Annotated in this window: 21 protein-coding genes; 12 read left to right on the top strand and 9 right to left on the bottom strand. The window is 62.9% G+C overall.

Annotated features, from left to right (window positions below):
* Positions 1 to 58: 58 nt before the first annotated feature.
* Complete coding sequence (locus NKJ89_RS04765) at positions 59 to 625, top strand: DUF6101 family protein (protein WP_352600378.1); 567 nt, start codon at positions 59 to 61, stop codon at positions 623 to 625.
* 49 nt (positions 626 to 674) lie between these two features.
* Here the strand turns inward: NKJ89_RS04765 and ubiA are convergent, their stop codons facing one another.
* A complete protein-coding gene (gene ubiA, locus NKJ89_RS04760; protein ID WP_352600751.1) occupies positions 675 to 1,658 on the bottom strand; it encodes a 4-hydroxybenzoate octaprenyltransferase in 984 nt (327 codons plus the stop codon).
* Positions 1,659 to 1,726: 68 nt separating this feature from the next.
* Complete coding sequence (locus NKJ89_RS04755) at positions 1,727 to 2,638, bottom strand: LysR family transcriptional regulator (protein ID WP_352600376.1); 912 nt, start codon at positions 2,636 to 2,638, stop codon at positions 1,727 to 1,729.
* A gap of 89 nt (positions 2,639 to 2,727) precedes the next feature.
* Here NKJ89_RS04755 and NKJ89_RS04750 point away from each other — a divergent pair, with 89 nt between their 5' ends.
* Both NKJ89_RS04750 and purD read left to right on the top strand, forming a co-directional pair.
* Positions 2,728 to 3,534: a phytanoyl-CoA dioxygenase family protein gene (locus tag NKJ89_RS04750; RefSeq protein ID WP_352600374.1), complete on the top strand. Its 807-nt coding sequence runs from the start codon at positions 2,728 to 2,730 to the stop codon at positions 3,532 to 3,534.
* A gap of 155 nt (positions 3,535 to 3,689) precedes the next feature.
* On the top strand, positions 3,690 to 4,967 hold the full coding sequence (gene purD, locus NKJ89_RS04745) for a phosphoribosylamine--glycine ligase (RefSeq protein ID WP_352600372.1): 1,278 nt from the start codon (positions 3,690 to 3,692) through the stop codon (positions 4,965 to 4,967).
* Between the two features lie 24 nt (positions 4,968 to 4,991).
* Here purD and NKJ89_RS04740 read toward each other — a convergent pair whose 3' ends face one another.
* The 3 genes from NKJ89_RS04740 to NKJ89_RS04730 form a co-directional block, all read right to left on the bottom strand.
* Positions 4,992 to 6,158: a glycoside hydrolase family 25 protein gene (locus tag NKJ89_RS04740; RefSeq protein ID WP_352600370.1), complete on the bottom strand. Its 1,167-nt coding sequence runs from the start codon at positions 6,156 to 6,158 to the stop codon at positions 4,992 to 4,994.
* Between the two features lie 112 nt (positions 6,159 to 6,270).
* Positions 6,271 to 6,507, bottom strand: a complete 237-nt coding sequence (locus NKJ89_RS04735; protein WP_352600368.1) for a type II toxin-antitoxin system TacA family antitoxin — start codon at positions 6,505 to 6,507, stop codon at positions 6,271 to 6,273.
* Positions 6,494 to 6,730, bottom strand: a complete 237-nt coding sequence (locus tag NKJ89_RS04730; protein ID WP_352600366.1) for a hypothetical protein — start codon at positions 6,728 to 6,730, stop codon at positions 6,494 to 6,496. Before NKJ89_RS04730 ends, NKJ89_RS04735 begins: the two co-directional genes overlap by 14 nt.
* A 213-nt stretch (positions 6,731 to 6,943) precedes the next feature.
* Between NKJ89_RS04730 and NKJ89_RS04725 the strand changes: the two genes are divergently transcribed.
* Both NKJ89_RS04725 and NKJ89_RS04720 read left to right on the top strand, forming a co-directional pair.
* A complete protein-coding gene (locus NKJ89_RS04725) occupies positions 6,944 to 8,713 on the top strand; it encodes an acyl-CoA dehydrogenase family protein (protein ID WP_352600364.1) in 1,770 nt (589 codons plus the stop codon).
* A 19-nt stretch (positions 8,714 to 8,732) separates the two neighbouring features.
* Positions 8,733 to 9,485: a crotonase/enoyl-CoA hydratase family protein gene (locus NKJ89_RS04720; RefSeq protein WP_352600362.1), complete on the top strand. Its 753-nt coding sequence runs from the start codon at positions 8,733 to 8,735 to the stop codon at positions 9,483 to 9,485.
* A 9-nt stretch (positions 9,486 to 9,494) separates the two neighbouring features.
* Here the strand turns inward: NKJ89_RS04720 and pdxH are convergent, their stop codons facing one another.
* Entirely contained in the window at positions 9,495 to 10,112 is a 618-nt protein-coding gene (pdxH, locus tag NKJ89_RS04715) for a pyridoxamine 5'-phosphate oxidase (protein ID WP_352600360.1), read from the bottom strand.
* A gap of 59 nt (positions 10,113 to 10,171) precedes the next feature.
* Between pdxH and NKJ89_RS04710 the strand changes: the two genes are divergently transcribed.
* From NKJ89_RS04710 to NKJ89_RS04695, 4 genes are all read left to right on the top strand, one after another.
* On the top strand, positions 10,172 to 10,633 hold the full coding sequence (locus NKJ89_RS04710) for an RT0821/Lpp0805 family surface protein (protein WP_352600358.1): 462 nt from the start codon (positions 10,172 to 10,174) through the stop codon (positions 10,631 to 10,633).
* Between the two features lie 263 nt (positions 10,634 to 10,896).
* A complete protein-coding gene (locus NKJ89_RS04705; RefSeq protein ID WP_352600356.1) occupies positions 10,897 to 11,826 on the top strand; it encodes a DnaJ C-terminal domain-containing protein in 930 nt (309 codons plus the stop codon).
* Between the two features lie 106 nt (positions 11,827 to 11,932).
* Positions 11,933 to 12,751 (top strand): enoyl-ACP reductase FabI, encoded by an 819-nt coding sequence (gene fabI / locus NKJ89_RS04700; protein WP_352600354.1) that lies wholly within the window; start codon positions 11,933 to 11,935, stop codon positions 12,749 to 12,751.
* 43 nt (positions 12,752 to 12,794) lie between these two features.
* On the top strand, positions 12,795 to 13,382 hold the full coding sequence (locus tag NKJ89_RS04695) for a histidine phosphatase family protein (protein WP_023759106.1): 588 nt from the start codon (positions 12,795 to 12,797) through the stop codon (positions 13,380 to 13,382).
* 12 nt (positions 13,383 to 13,394) lie between these two features.
* On the opposite strand, the gene NKJ89_RS04690 is transcribed toward NKJ89_RS04695, so the two are convergent.
* On the bottom strand, positions 13,395 to 13,655 hold the full coding sequence (locus NKJ89_RS04690) for a DUF1344 domain-containing protein (protein WP_352600352.1): 261 nt from the start codon (positions 13,653 to 13,655) through the stop codon (positions 13,395 to 13,397).
* A gap of 102 nt (positions 13,656 to 13,757) precedes the next feature.
* A complete protein-coding gene (locus tag NKJ89_RS04685; protein WP_352600350.1) occupies positions 13,758 to 13,928 on the bottom strand; it encodes a hypothetical protein in 171 nt (56 codons plus the stop codon).
* Between the two features lie 3 nt (positions 13,929 to 13,931).
* Between NKJ89_RS04685 and aroC the strand changes: the two genes are divergently transcribed.
* Together aroC and ribB are read left to right on the top strand one after the other, a co-directional pair.
* Positions 13,932 to 15,041, top strand: coding sequence for a chorismate synthase (gene aroC / locus NKJ89_RS04680; RefSeq protein WP_352600348.1), 1,110 nt, complete (start codon positions 13,932 to 13,934; stop codon positions 15,039 to 15,041).
* Between the two features lie 102 nt (positions 15,042 to 15,143).
* Positions 15,144 to 16,244: a 3,4-dihydroxy-2-butanone-4-phosphate synthase gene (gene ribB / locus NKJ89_RS04675; protein ID WP_352487348.1), complete on the top strand. Its 1,101-nt coding sequence runs from the start codon at positions 15,144 to 15,146 to the stop codon at positions 16,242 to 16,244.
* Between the two features lie 148 nt (positions 16,245 to 16,392).
* On the opposite strand, the gene NKJ89_RS04670 is transcribed toward ribB, so the two are convergent.
* Complete coding sequence (locus NKJ89_RS04670) at positions 16,393 to 17,613, bottom strand: MFS transporter (protein ID WP_352600346.1); 1,221 nt, start codon at positions 17,611 to 17,613, stop codon at positions 16,393 to 16,395.
* A 121-nt stretch (positions 17,614 to 17,734) separates the two neighbouring features.
* On the opposite strand from NKJ89_RS04670, the gene NKJ89_RS04665 reads away from it, so the two are divergent.
* Positions 17,735 to 18,343: a TetR/AcrR family transcriptional regulator gene (locus NKJ89_RS04665; RefSeq protein ID WP_352600344.1), complete on the top strand. Its 609-nt coding sequence runs from the start codon at positions 17,735 to 17,737 to the stop codon at positions 18,341 to 18,343.
* Positions 18,344 to 18,531: the final 188 nt, after the last annotated feature.

The raw sequence follows: 18,531 nt of genomic DNA, 5'->3' as shown, positions 1-18,531 counted from the left end.
AAACCGGCCCGGAGAGAACCGGACACCGGCTCTCAGGAGACAGACAGGAAGGCAATCCATGAACACCGGACTGAAGCCAGTCTGGGCGGGACGCAACATGCGTCTCGACCCATTTCGCCTGCCGCAAGTGGTGAGCTACGCGACCCGCGACGACTACGGCGACGTGACCTTCACCATCGACCAGCGTGGCGCCGTGATCCGCCGCCTGCTCGAGATGAGCGGCCTGCCCGCGATCATCGTTCTGCCCGCCAATGCGTTCCGCGGCGTTGCCGCCCGCGCCATGGAGGACCCGGACGGCAATGTCACGGTGACCCTGGAACTCCTGCACAACGATCCGATGCTATCGGTGCCGCTGCTGGTGGCCGACGATCTCGACGATGTCGCCGCCGACTGGCGCGCCTGGGCCGACGCCTACCGTCTGCCGATGCTGCTGATCGAATCGGACGGCGTTGCCCGTACACTGGAAGAATCGCTTGGCGCCGCCATCAAGACGCTGCCGCCGCAGGATCGCCGCAAGGGCCGCGTTTCCAATACGCGCCGCCCGCGCTTCCTCGCTCGCCGCAGGGCAGGCGCCCTCGGTCTCAGGCTGGTCATCGACGGCCAGGAAATCATTTCGCGGGAGTAGGAAGGGACCCTTCCTCCTTCCACAAGGGAACGGAAAAGGTAAGAAGCCGCTACACCAGCGGCTTCAGCGCCACCCACACAGCGCCGCCGATCAGGCCGAGGAAGATCAGCCAGCCGACCTGGTTGTTCGACCTGAACAGCCGCAGGCATTGGTCCGGATTGTCGATATCCAGAACCGCGATCTGCCGGGCCATATGTGCACCGGCGGCGATCAGTCCAGCCAGCGCCACCACCGGAGCCTGCGCCGACGCGAAGGCGATGGCAAAGCAGATCAGCGCGCCGCCATAGAGTCCTGCCAGCCACGATTTGGTGTTGTCGCCGAACAAGCGTGCCGTCGAGCGCACGCCGACAATGGCGTCATCTTCCTTGTCTTGATGCGCGTAGATCGTGTCGTAGCCGATCACCCACAGGATCGAGCCGATATAGAGCATGATTGCAGGCCCATCGAGATCGCCGAACTCGACCGCCCACCCCATAAGCGCGCCCCAGGAAAAGGCAAGGCCGAGTACAAGTTGCGGCCAATTGGTTATCCGCTTCATGAATGGATAGATGGCGATGATTGCCAGTGAGCAGATGCCGAGCAGGATGGCGAAGCTGTTGAACTGTATGAGCACCGCGAGGCCGACCAGCGCCTGCAGCGCAACAAACAGCCACGCCCGCCGGCGCGTCGCCTTGCCCGACGGCAGCGGCCGCGAGCGCGTGCGTTCGACCTGGTTGTCGATGTCCTGATCGACGAGATCGTTGTAGGTGCAGCCGGCGCCGCGCATGGCGATGGCGCCGGCCAGGAACAGCACGAGATACCAAGGCGCCGGCAGCAGCGACAGCAGCGGGTCGCCGGGGCGCGGATAGGCGCTCGCCGCAAGGGCCGCAGACCACCAGCACGGCCACAGCAGCAACTGCCAGCCGATCGGCCTGTCCCACCGGGCAAGTTGCGCATAGGGCCATAACGAGCGTGGCAGCACGCGATAGACCCAATGGCCGTTCGGCGCATCGGCGACACGGCCCTGGGCCGCCTTCGACTGGATAGGTTCCATGTCCATGGAGTGGCAGCAGCGGCGGAAACCGTCAAGCGGCAAGCGCGGGAGCGGGGTCCGTCAGCCTTTCACGAGGCAAAGATGTCGCGGCTGGCGAACCACCCCTTCGCCACGTCGATGAAGGACAGCGCCGCATTCGACACGCGCTGATGCGAGTCATAGGTGAGCAGGATCCGCTGCATCGGCAGCGGATCGGACAGCGGCTTGCGGACAAGCGGCAGCCCGTCATAGCTGCGGTCGCCGTACGGACGGGTATAGCTGACCGCAACGCCGAAGCCGTTGGCCACCATGCTGCGCTGCAGTTCGAACGAGCTCGTCGTCATGTCGGCCACCGGCGACAGGCCGCGGCTGCGGAACAGGTCGAGCATGTGCTGCCAGCTGTGCGGCTGGTCCGTGGTGATCAGCGGATAGGCGGCCAGATCCGCAAGGCTGACCGATGGGCGATCCGCCAGGGCATGGCCTGCCGGCAACAGCGCATGCGGACGAAGTTCGCCCAGCAGGATGCGAGCGAAATGTGTCGGCAGGCTGAGGTCATAGGTGAGGCCGAGATCGATGGCCGCATCGCCGAGCCGTCGTCCCAGCGTCTCGAACGTCTCGTCGCGAACGACCACCTTGACGTCCGGATGACGTCCGGAGAAGGCGCGGAGCAGGGCCGGCGCGAAGAACGGCGCCAGGTCCTCGAAGCATCCCAACACCAGTTCTCCGCTGACAGCCGATTTGCCTGAACCCAGGCCGATGAGTTCGTCCGTCTCGGTGAGAACCTGTCTTGCCTTGGCCACGACGGCGCGACCGAACGATGTCGGTGACACGCCGCTTCCGCGCTGGCGGACGAACAGCTTCTGGCCGAAATTCTTCTCGACCGCGTCGATGGCCACCGAAATCGACGGCTGCGAGACGTTCAGCATCTTTGCCGCGCCCGTGACGCTGCCGTGACGCGCCACGGCGACAAGGTAGCGCAAATGGGTGAGGGTCACATTCATAGGTACAGTCTATGTGCCGGATGGAAAGTTATTATTTTACTGAATGAAGGCTGGTTGCGATAGTCGGTTCATTCCAAGAGGAGAACACCATGGCTTCCGCAATCGATACCCAGACAATCGATGCAAAGGTAATCGCCGACTATCAGCGTGACGGAGCGGTCTGCATCCGCGGCGCCTTCAAGGGCTGGGTTGACACGATTGCCGCCGGCATCGAGCGCAACATGCAGAACCGCAGCGCCGCCGCGTCTGATATCGCTAACGGTCGCGGCAGTTTCTTCGACGACTATTGCAACTGGGAGCGCATTCCCGAATTCGTCAGCGTGGTGCGGGAATCACCCGCCGCCGAATTGGCGGCGGCGGTCATGCAGTCGCGCACCGCGCAGTTCTTCCACGACCATGTGCTGGTCAAGGAACCCGGCACGCAGAAGCCGACGCCCTGGCATCAGGATATTCCTTACTACTTTGTCGATGGCCAGCAGACGGTAAGCTTCTGGATTCCCATCGATCCGGTGAAGGAGGCGACGCTGCGGCTGATCGCGGGTTCGCACAAATGGGACAAGATGATCCTGCCGGTGCGCTGGCTCGACGACAGCAATTTTTATGCCGGCGAGGGTGACTACCTGCCGGTGCCCGATCCCGACAAGGATCCGTCGTTGAAGGTGCTCGAATGGGAAATGGAGCCGGGCGACGCCATCCTGTTCGACTTCAGGACCGCGCATGGGGCGCGCGGCAATCTGACGGCGGCGCGACGTCGGGCGCTGTCGCTGCGCTGGGTCGGTGACGATGCGCGCTACGTCGAACGGCCGGGTCGCACCTCGCCGCCCTATCATGGCCATGGCATGCGGCCGGGGCAGAAATTGCGCGAGGACTGGTTCCCGATCGTCTATCAGGGCTGAGCAGCGCCGGAACTTGTTCGGCGGATACCGCCGCCGAAGTTCGGCATGTGGTACCGTTCCCGTGCGCAAATTCCGATCAAAGCACCCTGATGCCTTGACCCGTCGTCCAGAGAGCAATAGCGGGTGCTCAAAGAGATCGGCATCAAGAGGTGGCCATGAACGTTCTTCTTCTCGGCTCCGGTGGCCGCGAACATGCGCTCGCCTGGAAGATCGCCGCGTCACCGCTACTGACCAGGCTCTACGCCGCTCCCGGCAATCCGGGTATCGGCGGCGAGGCCGAATTGGTGAAGCTGGATATAGCCGACCATGCCGCTGTAACCGTCTTCTGCAAGGAGAAAAAAATCGACCTCGTCGTCGTCGGCCCGGAAGGGCCGCTGGTCGCCGGCATTGCCGATTATTTGCGCGCGCAAGCCATTCGTGTCTTCGGCCCATCCAAGGCGGCCGCGCAGCTGGAAGGTTCGAAGGGTTTTACCAAGGATCTCTGTGCCCAATACAACATCCCGACCGCTGCCTATGGCCGCTTCGGCGATCTCGCGACCGCCAAGGCCTATGTCGAGAAGATGGGCGCGCCGATCGTCATCAAGGCCGATGGGCTCGCCGCCGGCAAGGGCGTCACGGTCGCCATGACGCTGGATGAGGCGCGGGCCGCACTCGATACCTGTTTCGACGGTTCCTTTGGTGCAGCCGGCGCGGAGGTGGTGGTCGAGGAGTTCATGACCGGCGAAGAGGCAAGCTTCTTCTGCCTCTGCGACGGTAACACCGCGCTGCCCTTCGGCACCGCGCAGGATCACAAGCGCGTTGGCGATGGCGACACCGGTCCCAACACCGGTGGCATGGGCGCCTACTCGCCAGCTCCGGTGATGACGCCGCAGATGGTCGAACGCACCATGCGCGAGATCGTCGAGCCGACCATGCGCGGCATGGCCGAACTGGGTGCGCCCTTCGCCGGCGTACTGTTCGCCGGGCTGATGATATCAGATAAGGGGCCGAAGCTGATCGAATACAACACCCGGTTCGGCGATCCGGAATGCCAGGTGCTGATGATGCGGCTGAAGGACGATCTGCTGGTTCTGCTCAACGCGGCAACCGACGGGCAGCTTGCCCATACTTCGGTGCGTTGGCGCGACGAGGCCGCACTTACCGTGGTGATGGCGGCCCGGGGCTATCCGGGCACGCCGGAAAAGGGGTCGGTCATCCGCGGCGTCGAAGACGCGGCGGGCGACGGTGTCGAGATCTTCCACGCCGGTACCGCCATCAATGGCGGCGCGCTGGTCGCCAATGGCGGCCGCGTCCTCAATGTCACGGCGACGGGAAGCACCGTCGGCGAGGCGCAGAGACGAGCCTACGCCGCGCTCGACCGCATCGACTGGCCGGATGGCTTCTGCCGCCGCGACATTGGCTGGCAGGCCGTTGCGCGCGAGCAGTCAAACTGAAGGTCTCTTTGGAGAGACGGCAGTCTACCGCTGGCCGCGATCGATCTCGGTCGAAGCGGTGCTGAGTGGATCGGCGGCGGCAAAGGCGGCGTCGAGTTGCGCCGGAAAACGCTGTTCCGTCCGCTTCCAGGCGACATATTGGACAATGCCGAAGTCAGGCCGTCGCGGCACCGTCTTCACGACAGGCATGCGGAAGCCGCCGCGAAATTTCGTCCAGCGCGTGCCCAACGCCACAACCATGTCCTCGAAGGTCGGCGGCGCCGCCACCGAGGCGTAGGTGATGGTGACATTGCCGGCAAGGCCGGCTTCGCGTGAGACGGGAAGTGGTATCGAGGCGAGATAGTCGGGCGGCACGTCGATGAGCCCACCGAACGGCCATTGCGCGCGCAGCGTGGCGGCATCCGTCGGCGCGACATTGACGTCGATGTCCTTGGGTGTACCGGCGACCCTGTAAGGGCAGCGGAACCTGCCGCAATTGGCTCGCGCCGAAAACTGCCACAGTGCGTAGCCCTGCCAGTTGCCCATCGGAAAATGCACGTCGATGTCGTTGATGTAGCGGGCATACCAGAGTGGCAACCGCGACAGGAGCCGGTATCTGTAGCTGTTGTCGGCAATGTACTGGGCTGTCTTGCCGTTGGTGTAGATGACCGGGAAGCGGCCGACGCGCCGATGCACCTGGCGGACGAACTCCTCGGCATCGTCCAGTGACATCCATTGTGAAGGATCGTTGCCCTCGATGTCGAGGGCCATGAGATCGTCCGGTGCGGGCTCGGCGAAATCGAGGAAGCTGTTGGCCTGCTCGACCGGATTGCCGGGGCGGGCGAGATGGTAGGCGCCCCATTTCAGGCCGAGTGCCTTGGCGACAACCCGGCGGGTCTGGAAGAGTTCGCGCGTCACTGCGTGGCGTTTCCACAATGCCTTGCAGAGCTTCACCTCGGTGTCATCACCCAAACAGTAATAGGGCGGCGGCATACCGTCGGACGCCTTGTTGATGAACCCGACCACCCGCTTGTCGGTGGCGAGCTGGGCCCAGTCGATGGAATTATACTCGTAGGCGTCGACGACTAGGGCGCGATCGGCGTTCTTCCAGGGCTCGGAAAAATCCGAAGCCCTTGCCGCCATCGACAGCGCCATCGTCGCCGCGAAAGCGAGGAGCGCTGTGCGGCGAAGGAGGTGCGCCGTCCTTTTCAAACAGGGATCCCCGTTGATCAAAGACAGATGCTGAACCGCTATGGTTAAGGAAGTGCTTCAGCCAGGAGCCGCGGTTATGCGGCCTTTGGCGGATCGACGATGAAGGCGAAAGTTACCGAGATTCAACGACCAGCCGTTTGTGGGCATTTGCGGCTTTGCGTAGCGCTTCATTCGGTTCCGGCGGGTTCACAATCGCTTCCACCAACGCCATCTGATCCTTGATCGAAAGGTGGATGATGTCGGCCTCTTCATTGAAGGGCTGAGCTGCCTCCTGGTCTGCTTCGAGGCCGGTACCGGTCTGTTTGTTTGGCATCGTGATCACCTTGATCCGGTCGTCATCGCCGGACAAGCGGCTGAACCTCAAACGGGTCGGGCGCCGGCTCCCGGCGCAGCGTGCCTTCGGCCGCGCGTTTGCGGTGGTGGGCCAGCGAACATTGCGGCGAGCACAATATGCCGCGATCCGACCAATAAGCGGCGCCGTTTTCCAGCCTGCCTTGATAATACCGGAACCCTGCCGCGCGGTAGGGTAGGCCGCATTCGATGCAGCGATAGGCGTCGGGTCTGGCAAGCATGGGGCGGTTCCGGTCGGCTGGTCCTGGTCTGTCGCCGGTCGATTTGATCCGGCTTCGATTGATTTAATACGTGCCGCAGCGATTGCAAAATCCGCGTGACAAAATTTGACGCTTACGTAAAAAGAAGAAGGGAGCCCGCCCAAAGGCGGATGGTTTCGCAGCGGCGCTGGCTTTAGGGTCGGCGTGGCTGATGCATCAGGAGGATCGAGCGGCATGTATCGGGCACCGGTCGAGGACATCGCGTTCACCCTGAAGCACGTGGCGGGCATGAAATCCGCCCTTGAGGCCGGCACCTTCGGCGATCTCGGCGAGGATCTGGTCGATGCCGTCCTTGCCGAGGCTGGCCGTTTCGCCACCGAGGAGGTGGCACCGCTCTACAAGATCGGCGACCAACAAGGTGCGCTGCTGAAGGGGGCGGCCGTCACCACGCCGCCCGGCTGGAAGGAACTCTATCGCCGCTGGATCGATGGCGGCTGGAATGCACTGTCCGGGCCTGAAGCCTATGGCGGCCAGGCTCTGCCGACCATGCTCGGCGTCGCCGCGCTCGAAATGTGGAACTCCGCCGCCATGGCTTTCGGCATCGGCCCGACACTGACCATGGGTGCGGTCGAAGCTCTCGACAAACACGCCTCCGAAGACCTCAAGGCAAAATATCTCGAAAAGCTTGTGTCCGGCGAATGGATGGGCACGATGAACCTGACCGAGCCGCAGGCGGGTTCGGACCTCGCCGCCTTGCGCGCCCGTGCCGAGCCGGCCGGTGACGGCAGCTACCGCATCTTCGGCCAGAAAATCTTCATCACCTATGGCGAGCACGATTTCACCGACAACATCATCCACCTGGTGTTGGCGCGGTTGCCCGACGCACCGGCCGGCACGCGCGGCATCTCGCTGTTCCTGGTGCCGAAATTCCTGGTCGGCGACGATGGCTCGCTCGGTGCCCGCAACGACGTCTTCTGTTCCGGCCTGGAGCACAAGCTCGGCATCCATGCTTCGCCGACCTGCACCATGATCTATGGTGATGGCTTCCAGGGCGCCAAGCCGGGCGCCATCGGCTGGCTGATCGGCGAGGAGAACAAGGGCCTCGCCTGCATGTTCACGATGATGAACAATGCGCGGCTGTGCGTCGGCATGCAGGGCGTCGCGGTCGCCGAGGCCGCAACGCAGAAGGCGATTGCCTATGCCAATGAGCGCCGACAAGGCAAGGCGGCAAGCTACGCTGGCGCCGGCATGGCGCCGATCGTCCATCACCCCGACGTGCAGCGCAATCTCCTGACCATGAAGGCGCTGACGCAGATCGCACGCGCGATCAGCTATTCCTGTGCCTATGCCATCGACCTGGCACGCGTCTCGGACGGCGACGAGGCGGCGCATTGGCGCGACCGGGCCAACCTGCTGACGCCGCTGGCCAAGGCTTTCTCGACCGATGTCGGTGTCGAAGTTGCCTCGCTCGGCGTCCAGGTGCACGGCGGCATGGGCTTCATCGAGGAGACGGGCGCGGCGGCCCTCTACCGCGATGCCCGCATCGCGCCGATCTATGAGGGCACCAACGGCATCCAGGCGATCGACCTGGTGATGCGCAAGCTGCCGCTCGGCGGCGACGACCACGTGCATGGCTTCATAGCCGAACTGGCTGCGGTGGCAGGAGCGGTGCGAACCTCGAACCTGCAGGGTTTTGGCCGCACCGCCGATGCTCTCGACGCAGCACTTGCCGATCTGACGCAAGCGACCCGCTTCCTGCAGAAACTGGCGGCCGATGGCCGACCGGACGAGGCGCTGGCAGGTGCTACGCCCTATCTCAGGCTGATCTCGCTTGCCGCCGGCGGCGCCTATCTGGCGCAGGGCGCTCTTGCCGATCAGAGCCGCATCGCACTTTGCCGCTTCTTCGCCGAAAACCTGATCGGCGAGGTCGGTGCCTTGAAGGATCGCGTTGTCGAAGGCGCCGAGAGCCTTGCCGCCGCCGGCAAGACGCTGGTTTCTGCCTGACGTTCACAAGGAATAGACCGTGACAGACCACATCCTCGTCGAGCGCCAGGGCGCCATCCAGATCATCCGCATGAACCGGCCTGACAAGAAGAACGCGCTGACGCGCGCCATGTATGCGAAAATGTCGAAAACCCTGGCCGAAGGCGACGCCGATCCTGCGGTCCGCGTCCATGTCTTCCTGGGCGTGCCCGGCGCCTTCTCCTCCGGCAACGATCTAGCCGATTTCATGGTCGTCGCCACCGGCGGGGATGGCGGCACCGAGGTCTGGGACTTCCTGATGGCGCTGGCCAGGGTCGAGAAGCCCATCGTCTCCGGCGTCGACGGCATCGCGGTAGGCATCGGCACGACGCTCAACCTGCATTGCGATCTGACCTTCGCCACACCGCGCACAGTGTTCAGGACGCCTTTCGTCGACCTCGGTCTCGTGCCCGAGGCGGGATCCAGCCTTTTGGCGCCGCGAATCCTGGGACAGCAAGGAGCGTTTGCGCTGCTCGGCCTCGGCGAGGGCCTTTCGGCCGAACGGGCGAAGGTCGCCGGCTTGATCTACGAGGTGGTCGAGGAAGCAGCACTCGAAGCCGCGGTGCTGGCGGCGGCCGGCCAGATCGCGGCCAAGCCACCGCAGGCGCTGAAGATCGCCCGCGAGCTGATGCGTGGCTCGCGCGATGACCTCGTCACCCGTATCGGCGAGGAGAACGAGTATTTTCGCGAGCGGCTGAAATCGGATGAGGCGCGCGCCGCGCTGACGGCATTTATGACCAGGAAGAAGGCCTGAGCCTCTCTTTCACGGATAAAGCCTGGTCTTGTCCCAGCCGCCTTTCGCATTGCGGGAAAAGACGACACGGTCGTGTAGCCGGAATGGCCTGTCGTGCCAGAATTCGATCGTCTGAGGGACAATGCGAAAGCCCGACCAGTGCTTTGGCCTGGGGATCTCGCCGATTGCATGGCGCGCCGTGTATTCGGCCACCGCCTTCTCCAGGGCGAAACGGCTTTCCAGCGGCCGCGACTGTTTCGAGGCCCAGGCGCCGATGCGGCTGCCGCGCGGCCGCGTTGCATAATAGGCGTCGGCCTCGGCGTCGCTGACGATCTCCACCGGTCCGCGAATGCGCACTTGCCGGCGCAGCGATTTCCAATGGAAGCACATCGCCGCCTTCATGCTGCCAAGAATTTCCTGGCCCTTGGCGCTCTCGAAATTCGTATAGAAGACAAACCCGCTTTCATCGAACCCCTTGAGCAGAACCATGCGCACATTCGGCATGCCGTCGCCATCGACGGTCGCCAGCGCCACGCCGTTGGGATCGTTCATTTCGCTCTTCGTGGCGTCCTCAAGCCATGCGGCAAAGAGGCGAAAGGGCTCCGCAGCCTCGGTAAAGTCACCGCTTGTTAACTCTGTGTCACTCATAGTTTTTCTCAATTTGTCACGAAGCCCAAATTATCACGAAGCCAGGGGGAGGTTGCCGATTGTCGCGTATTGCGCGAGCTTTTGACAGCAGGCAATGGGGCGTTATCGCTTCGGCCAGCGCGAAAGTCGCGATCGTGGCAGTCGCGTTGCCGCTTGCCGCCTGTGGCGCCGGTGGCGTCAGCCTGGAAAAGGCCGAAGTCGACCGCTCCATCCTGACCAGCAGCACATCTGTCTCGGCCGTGCCGGCCAATTTGGATCGCGATTCCGACCAGACGACGATCGGCAACGCGGTGTCCTCGGCCGACATCGAACAACTCGGCGGACAGGCAGTGCCGTGGGCCAATCCCGGCACCGGGTCACGCGGTTCCATTACCGGACTGGCGGAATTGAAGGACAAGGGCCAGACATGCCGCCGTTTCAAGGTCTCACGCGAAAGCTTTGACGGCGTTGCCATGTTCGAAGGCGAACTGTGCCTGGCCAGCGCCGGCGGCTGGCGCATGCAGGACTTCAGGGCGCTCTGAGCGTGTTCTGAAAGTCGATTGGATCGGGCTCGGCGAATCTTTTTCGTCGCCCGGCGCGTTGCCAATCTTGCCGATATCCCGATATCGGCTGCGATCGGTTCCTTCCGGATCGACAAAAATCCCTCGCCAATCCTCAACCGCCGACTTTTGGAACAAGCTATGATCTTCCGCTTTTGATATGCTGCTCGAGCACTGGAATTTCTTCCTATGCGAGCGCATATAGGGAGCAACCAGAGACTCAACTCTTCGCCAGGGCAGTAAGCATGCGCGACCCCTATGAGGTGCTGGGCGTTGCCAAGAACGCATCGGCCAAGGACATAAAATCGGCGTATCGGAAACTCGCCAAGAAGTATCATCCGGATCAGAATCCGAATGATCCCAAGGCGAAGGACCGATTTGCCGCGGCCAACCAGGCCTACGAGATCGTCGGCGACGAGAAGAATCGTGTCGCTTTCGATCGCGGCGAGATCGACGCCGACGGCAAGCCGCGATTCCAGGGCTTCGAGGGCGCTGCCGGTGGTGGCGATCCCTTCGGTGGATTTCGCCGGCAGCAAGGGCCTGGCGGTTCGCGATTCGAATTCCGCTCCGGCCGCCCGGGCGGCGATCCGTTCGACGGCAACAGCGACATCTTCAGCCAGATTTTCGGCGATGCTTTTTCTGGCGTGCGTGGCGCCGGGATGGGAGATCGCCGCCAGCCCGCGACCGCTGCCGACCTGAACGTGACGCTCGACGTTACCATCGAGGAGGCGGCGACCGCCGAAAAAGTGACGGCGATGTTCCCCGACGGCCGCAAGGTGGCCGTCAAATTGCCGGCCTATGTCGAGGACGGCCAGACCATCCGGCTGAAGGGGCAGGGCGAGCAAGGGCCAGGCCTGCCGGGCGACGCGCTGGTCAAGATCCATCTTCGCCGGCATTCGCGCTACCGAATCGAGGGCCGCGACCTGCACGCCGATCTGCCGGTGACGCTGGCGGATGCCGTGCTCGGCGCCAAGGTTCCGGTCGATACGCCGACCGGCCGGCTCGCGGTCAACATCCCCGCCTGGTCGAGCTCCGACAAGGTCCTGCGGCTGAAGGGTAGGGGCCTGCCGGAAAAGGCCGGCGGCCACGGCGATCTCTACGCCCATGTCCGGATCATGCTGCCGGAGGGCGGCGATAGCGCCCTCGAAGCGCTGTTGCGCAGTCAAAAAGGCTGATCGGCGGCTCTTGTCCCCCGCACTGTCCAGTTTGAGCGCTTGAAGGGGCTCTGTGCCTGTGCGATAGGGCACTCCACAAAGCAGAAATCTTGCGGAGAGCGCTCACATGGCGGGTGGACAGGGCCTAATGGCCGGCAAGCGCGGCCTTATTCTTGGCGTCGCCAACAACAGGTCGATCGCCTATGGCATCGCCAAGGCCTGCGTCGATCATGGCGCCGAGATCGCGCTGACCTATCAGGGCGAGGCATTCAAAAAGCGTGTCGAGCCGCTGGCGGCGGAACTGGGCGCGTTTGTCGCCGGCCATTGCGACGTGACCGATCCGGCGAGCCTGGACGAGGTTTTCGCCAATGTCGCCAGGCACTGGGGCAAGCTTGATTTCCTCGTCCACGCCATTGCCTTCTCCGACAAGGACGAACTGACCGGCCGTTATGTCGAAACGACGCGCGACAATTTCCTGCGCACCATGGACATTTCGGTCTATTCCTTCACCACCATTGCCAAGCGCGCCGAGGCGCTGATGACCAATGGCGGCTCGCTGCTGACCCTGACCTACTACGGCGCCGAAAAAGTGATGCCGCATTACAACGTCATGGGTGTCGCCAAGGCGGCGCTCGAGGCCAGCGTGCGCTACCTGGCCGTCGATCTCGGCGCAAAGAAGATCCGCGTCAACGCCATCTCGGCTGGCCCGATCAAGACGCTTGCCGCTTCCGGCATCGGCGATTTCCGCTACATTCTGAAGTGGAACGAGTACAATTCGCCGCTGAAGCAAACGGTGACGCAGGAGGAAGTCGGCGATTCCGGCGTCTATTTCCTGTCCGATCTGTCGCGCGGCGTCACCGGTGAAGTGCATCACGTCGATTCGGGCTACCACGTCGTCGGCATGAAGGCGGTCGATGCGCCTGATATCTCGACGGTCAAGGACTAACCCACCAACCGTCATCCGTCCCGATCCCGCACCGGAAGACTTGATGTACCCGCTGGTTTATATCGTGCGCCACGGCCAAACCGCGTGGAACGCCGAATTCCGGCTTCAGGGGCAGGCCGACACCGATCTCAATGCTCTTGGCCGCGAGCAGGCGACCCGAAACGGTCGTCGGCTAGCCGAACTGGTCCAAAATCCCGAAGATTTCGATTTCGTCGCCAGCCCCATGAAACGGACGCGCGAAACGATGCAGCGTATCCGCGTCGCGATGGAGCTTGATCCAGGCGCCTATCGAACGGATCCACGCCTCGTCGAAGTCAATTTCGGTGATTGGCAGGGATTTACCTTCCCCGAGCTCGAGGCGCGATATCCCGGAGCGGGCAGGACGCGCGCTCTGGACAAATGGAACTTTCGGCCACCCGGCGACGGCGCGGAGAGTTACCAGATGCTGCTCGAACGCGTGAGGCCATATTTCGACGCAATCGAACGCCAGACGATCTGCGTTACCCATGGCGGCGTCATGCGCGCCTTGTTTCGCTTCGTGCTCGATGTGGCAGAGGACGAGGCGGCGAACCTGGAAATACGGCACGATCGTTTGCTCAAGCTCGAAGGCAAGAGCCTGGAGTGGCTTTAGGGCACCAATTCCCTAGTTCGTGTCGCTGTCCGGTAACTGCATATCGGTGACGACATTCTCGCCATTGTTCACGTCATAAGCGATGACGATGTCCATGCCCGGCGTCAGCGCGTCGAGATCGGTCTGGGCAGTCAGCTTGTAGGACTTGCCGTCATCCAACGTCAGCGTCAGCGCGTCCTTGTCGACCTTCTTGATCAAACCTTCGGTCTGGCCAGCGAAAGCAGCGGTTGAAAGCAGCAGTGTGGCGGCAATGGCGCCAATCAGGGTACGCATAGTCGTTCCTCTTTGTCATTGCACCGGCATGGCGGCGGGCGTTCAACGGCGGATGGAGCAGAGCAGAAACCAACCGAATGTGTCAAAACTAAATCCGCCAGATCACAGTTTGACCCCTGTGAAAAACGCCAATAGAAGCAGACTACAGCGCCGCGCGGCCTCATGGACGCGCAAAGGACGCTGTAGCACTTTTGATTGCGCATGATCCTTTCCGAACATCGCTTCGATTTTCGGGTCATGCGTCAAGCCGGCTCCGCTGCCGGGCAGGGTCATTCTATGTCTCACAACACGTTCGGTCACCTTTTCCGCGTCACCACCTGGGGTGAAAGCCATGGCCCGTCGCTCGGCTGCGTCGTCGATGGTTGTCCGCCCGGCATCCGCTTCACCCAAGCCGAGATTCAGGCTGAACTCGACAAGCGTCGGCCGGGACAGTCACGTTTCGTGACGCAACGTCGCGAACCAGATGAGGTGAAGGTGCTGTCCGGCTTCATCCTCGACGAGGACGGCGAGACCATGATCACCACCGGCACGCCGGTGTCGATGCTGATCGAGAATGTCGACCAGCGCTCGAAGGATTATGGCGAGATCGCCCGCCAATACCGGCCGGGCCATGCCGATTACACCTATGACGTCAAATACGGCGTGCGCGATTATCGTGGCGGCGGCCGCTCCTCGGCCCGCGAGACGGCCGCGCGGGTGGCAGCCGGTGCCTTGGCGCGCAAGGTTGTGCCCGGCATGGTGGTGCGTGGCGCGCTGGTGTCGATGGGCGAAAAATCCATCGACCGCGCCAACTGGAACTGGAATTTCATCGGCGACGCGGAAAATCCGTTTTTCACCCCCGATCCGGCTTCCGTTCCCGTCTTCACTAGATATCTCGACGGCATCCGCAAGGCTGGGTCCTCGGTCGGTGCGGTGATCGAGATCGTCGCCGACGGCGTTCCGGCAGGCCTCGGCGCACCGATCTACGCCAAGCTCGACCAAGACATCGCGTCTGGTCTGATGTCGATCAACGCCGTCAAGGGCGTCGAGATCGGCAACGGCTTCGAGGCCGCCCGCATCACCGGCGAGCAGAATGCCGACGAGATGCGCATGGGCAATGATGGCAAGCCGGTGTTCCTGTCCAACAATGCCGGCGGCATTCTCGGCGGCATCTCGACCGGCCAGGCGATCGTCGCCCGTTTCGCCGTCAAGCCGACCTCCTCGATCCTGACGCCGCGAAGATCGATCGACAAGGACGGCCACGACGTCGAGATCATGACCAAGGGCCGCCACGATCCATGCGTCGGCATCCGCGCCGTGCCGATCGGCGAGGCGATGGTTGCCTGCGCCCTTGCCGATCATTATCTGCGTCATCGAGGACAGACGGGAAAGGGAATAGGGGAATAGGGGACTATGTTGCGCTCTTAGCCCGGCTAGCCAAATCTTTTTGCTTTTCCCTACTCCCGTACTGCCCTACTCCCTTATTCCCTGCGAGCGAAGCGAGCACTTATGCCTTACGACCAGAAGAAAATCGTCGAAGCCCTGCGCGCTTTCGAACGCGGCGAGATCGTCGTCGTCATGGACGATGACGGGCGCGAGAACGAGGGCGACCTGATTGTTGCCGCCGTCCATTGCACGCCGGAAAAGATGGCGTTCATCGTTCGCCATACCTCCGGCATCGTCTGCACGCCGATGCCGCGCGAGGAAGCCAAGCGGCTGAACCTTGCGCCGATGGTCGCCGACAATGATTCGGCGCACACCACCGCTTTCACGGTCAGCGTCGATTTCAAGCATGGCACCACCACGGGCATTTCGGCCGACGACCGCACGCTGACCGTGCGCAACCTCGCCAACGGCAATGTCGGCGCCTCCGATTTCGTCCGCCCCGGCCACATCTTTCCGCTGATCGCGCGCGAGGGCGGCGTGCTGATGCGTTCGGGCCACACCGAAGCGGCGGTCGATTTGTGCAAGCTCGCCGGCCTGCCGCCGATCGGCGTCATTTCCGAACTGGTTAATGACGACGGCACCGTCAAGCGCGGCCCGCAGGTCGCGGCCTTTGCCGAGGAGCATGGCCTGAAGCAGGTTTCGGTCGCCGACCTCATAGGATATCGGCAGCGCAAGGAAACGCTGGTCGAGCGCGTCGCCTGCTCCGAAATCGACACGCTCGGCGGCAAGGCGCAGGTCTTCACCTACACGCTGCCCTGGGACTCCATGCATCACGTTGCCATCGTCTTCGGTGACATCCGTGACGGCGAGGACGTGCCGGTGCGTCTGCATTCCGAGGATGTGGTGACGGATGTCTTCGGCACCAGCCATCGGCTCGACGCCATCATGAAGGCGATGGGCGAGCGCAGGCGCGGCGTTATCGTCTATCTGCGCGAAGGCTCTGTCGGCGTCGCCCATCAGGAGCGCAAGCGGCCGGCGAGCGGCGACCGCGAGGATCACGAAGAGGCCCGCCGCCGCGAAAACGAGTGGCGTGAGATCGGGCTCGGTGCGCAAATCCTCAAGGATCTCGGCATTTCCTCGATCAACCTGATTGCCTCGCGCGAACGACACTATGTCGGCCTCGAAGGTTTTGGCATCCATATCGCCAAGACCGAGATTCTCTAGGGTATGTCGATATTCAGGTGAGGCCGGCCTGCAAACGATGGCTTTCTGCGCTTCCGGTGCTCACGGACCTGAAAGTCCGCTGCGCTCCGGTTCTCGAAACCCATCATTTTCGGCTCGGCCTGACCTTAATCTCAACATACCCTGGCTATCACTCGGCCGGGATTGCTACTTCGCACCCATCCAGCTCGCATTCGTGAGTGGCAAGCCTGCGCTGGCCAAGCAGCACCGTAGCCAGCGCGATTGTGCCTGAAGCAACCGAGACCCAGAACCCGTTCTGGGCGCCGAATGCGTCCACCACCGCACCGGCGGCGAAGGAACCAAGCGCCATGCCGATGCCGATCCCGGTCATCACCCAGGTGATGCCTTCGGTCAGCATTGCTTCCGGCACGTGTCGTTCAATCAGGCCGAAGGCGGTTATGAAGGTCGGCGAGATCGCCACGCCGCTGATGAACACGGTCAATGCCAGCAGAGGCACCGTGTCGGCGGTGAGCGGCAGCAGCGTGCCGAGCGCGACGAGGGCGACTGCGATGGCCAACTGGCGTTGCAGCGGTGCTTGCAGGTTGAGTGCGCCGACGATGATGCCCAGCACGAACGACCCGAGCGCATAGACGCCGATGACCAAGCTCGCGGCCGCCGGTTGCCCAAGCTCCTTGGTGATCGCGACGGTGCTCACTTCCGTCGTCGCGAAGGTTGCGCCGACGAAGATCAGGGCGAAGGTGATGATCTGAACCGGTCGCAGGCGGATTGCGGAGCCGCCAGAGCCCTGTTCCACCGGTCGCACTTGCGGCTCGGTCGAGCGTTGCAGAATGAAGGCTATCGATCCGAATGCGAGAAATAACGTGCTCGCCACCATGCCCGCTTCCGGGAACAGGGCGGCACTCAAGCCCACCGACAGCGATGCCCCGGCTATGTAGACCAGTTCGTCGGCCGCCGACTCGAAGGCGAACGCGGTGTTCATCTGAGGCCGCCCGCGAAAAATCTCGGTCCAGCGTGCGCGCACCATTGCCGGGATGCTTGGCATCGCCGCCGCCAGCAGTGCCGACACGAACAGCATCCACACCGGCCAGTTTTGATTGGCCGCCGCAACCAACACGACGAAAGCCAGCACCGAAATGATGGTGGTGGGCACCACGATCCGCGTCTGGCCAAGGCGATCCACCAGTCTTGATATCTGCGGCGCGAGAAAAGCGTTGGCCAGCGCGAACGTCGCGGCGACGGCGCCCGCCAGCCAGTACTCGCCACGCGTCTGCGACAGCATTGCCACGATGCCGATTGGCGCCATGGCAATCGGCAGGCGCGCTATGAAGCCGGCGGCGGCAAAGCCCTTGGTTCCGGGGGCACGAAAGATCTCCGAATAGGGATTTTGCATGGGTTGGTTCCTCGACAAAGCACGATTCGACAATTACATACGATGCGTATGAATGTTAAATAGAGCATACGCCGCGTATGTCAATTGGCATACGGTTCGTATGTGGATAGGGCCAGGAGCCATGCACAAATCCCGCAAGGAGATGATTGCCGAGACGCGTGCCAAGCTGATCGCGGCAGCCCGCCATGCTTTCGGCACGATCGGCTATGCCGAAGCCTCGATGGATGATTTCACCGCATCGGCCGGGCTGACTCGCGGCGCGCTCTATCATCATTTCGGCGACAAGAAGGGCCTGCTGCAGGCGGTCATCACCGAAATCGACGGCGAGATGGCGGCACGCATCGATGAGGTCGCGTCGAGAGCGCCGACCCGCTGGCAGCATTTTGTCGACGAATGCACGACCTATATTGAGATGGCATTGGAGCCGGAAATCCAGCGCATCATGTTCCGGGATGGCCCGGCCGTTCTGGGGGATCCGGCACAATGGCCGAACGCCAATGCGTGCATCGCTTCAATGACCGGCCATCTGACGGCGCTTCAGGAGGAGGGGGTCGTAGTCTCCAGCCTCGACCCCGAAACTGCCTCGCGGCTGATCAATGGGGCGAGCAGCCAGGCGGCGCAACGGATCGCCAATTCGAACGACCCCGAAGCGACGTCGAAGAAGGTGGTGGTGGCGTTCAAGCAACTGCTCGAAGGCCTACTCAAAAGGCCAGGTTCGCAACCGAACTGAAATCCCATCGGTGGCCCGGCGCCGCCAGGGCGAAATCATGAATCGTTAACCTGCAAGGACGGCTTGGCGGTAGGTCGGGTTCATGAGGGCTTTGAGGCGCTTGCGCTTGAGCGAGGTCTTTGAAGGCTCGCGTCGGAGCATGTTGAGCACCGCGCGGCGGATCATGGCGAGGTTGCGCGCCGAATGGT

This window comes from Mesorhizobium sp. M0047 (assembly GCF_040323315.1).
Taxonomy (GTDB): Bacteria; Pseudomonadota; Alphaproteobacteria; order Rhizobiales; family Rhizobiaceae; genus Mesorhizobium.
Note: the sequence above shows the minus strand (reverse complement) of the source record. Positions and strands in the feature narration are given on the sequence as shown.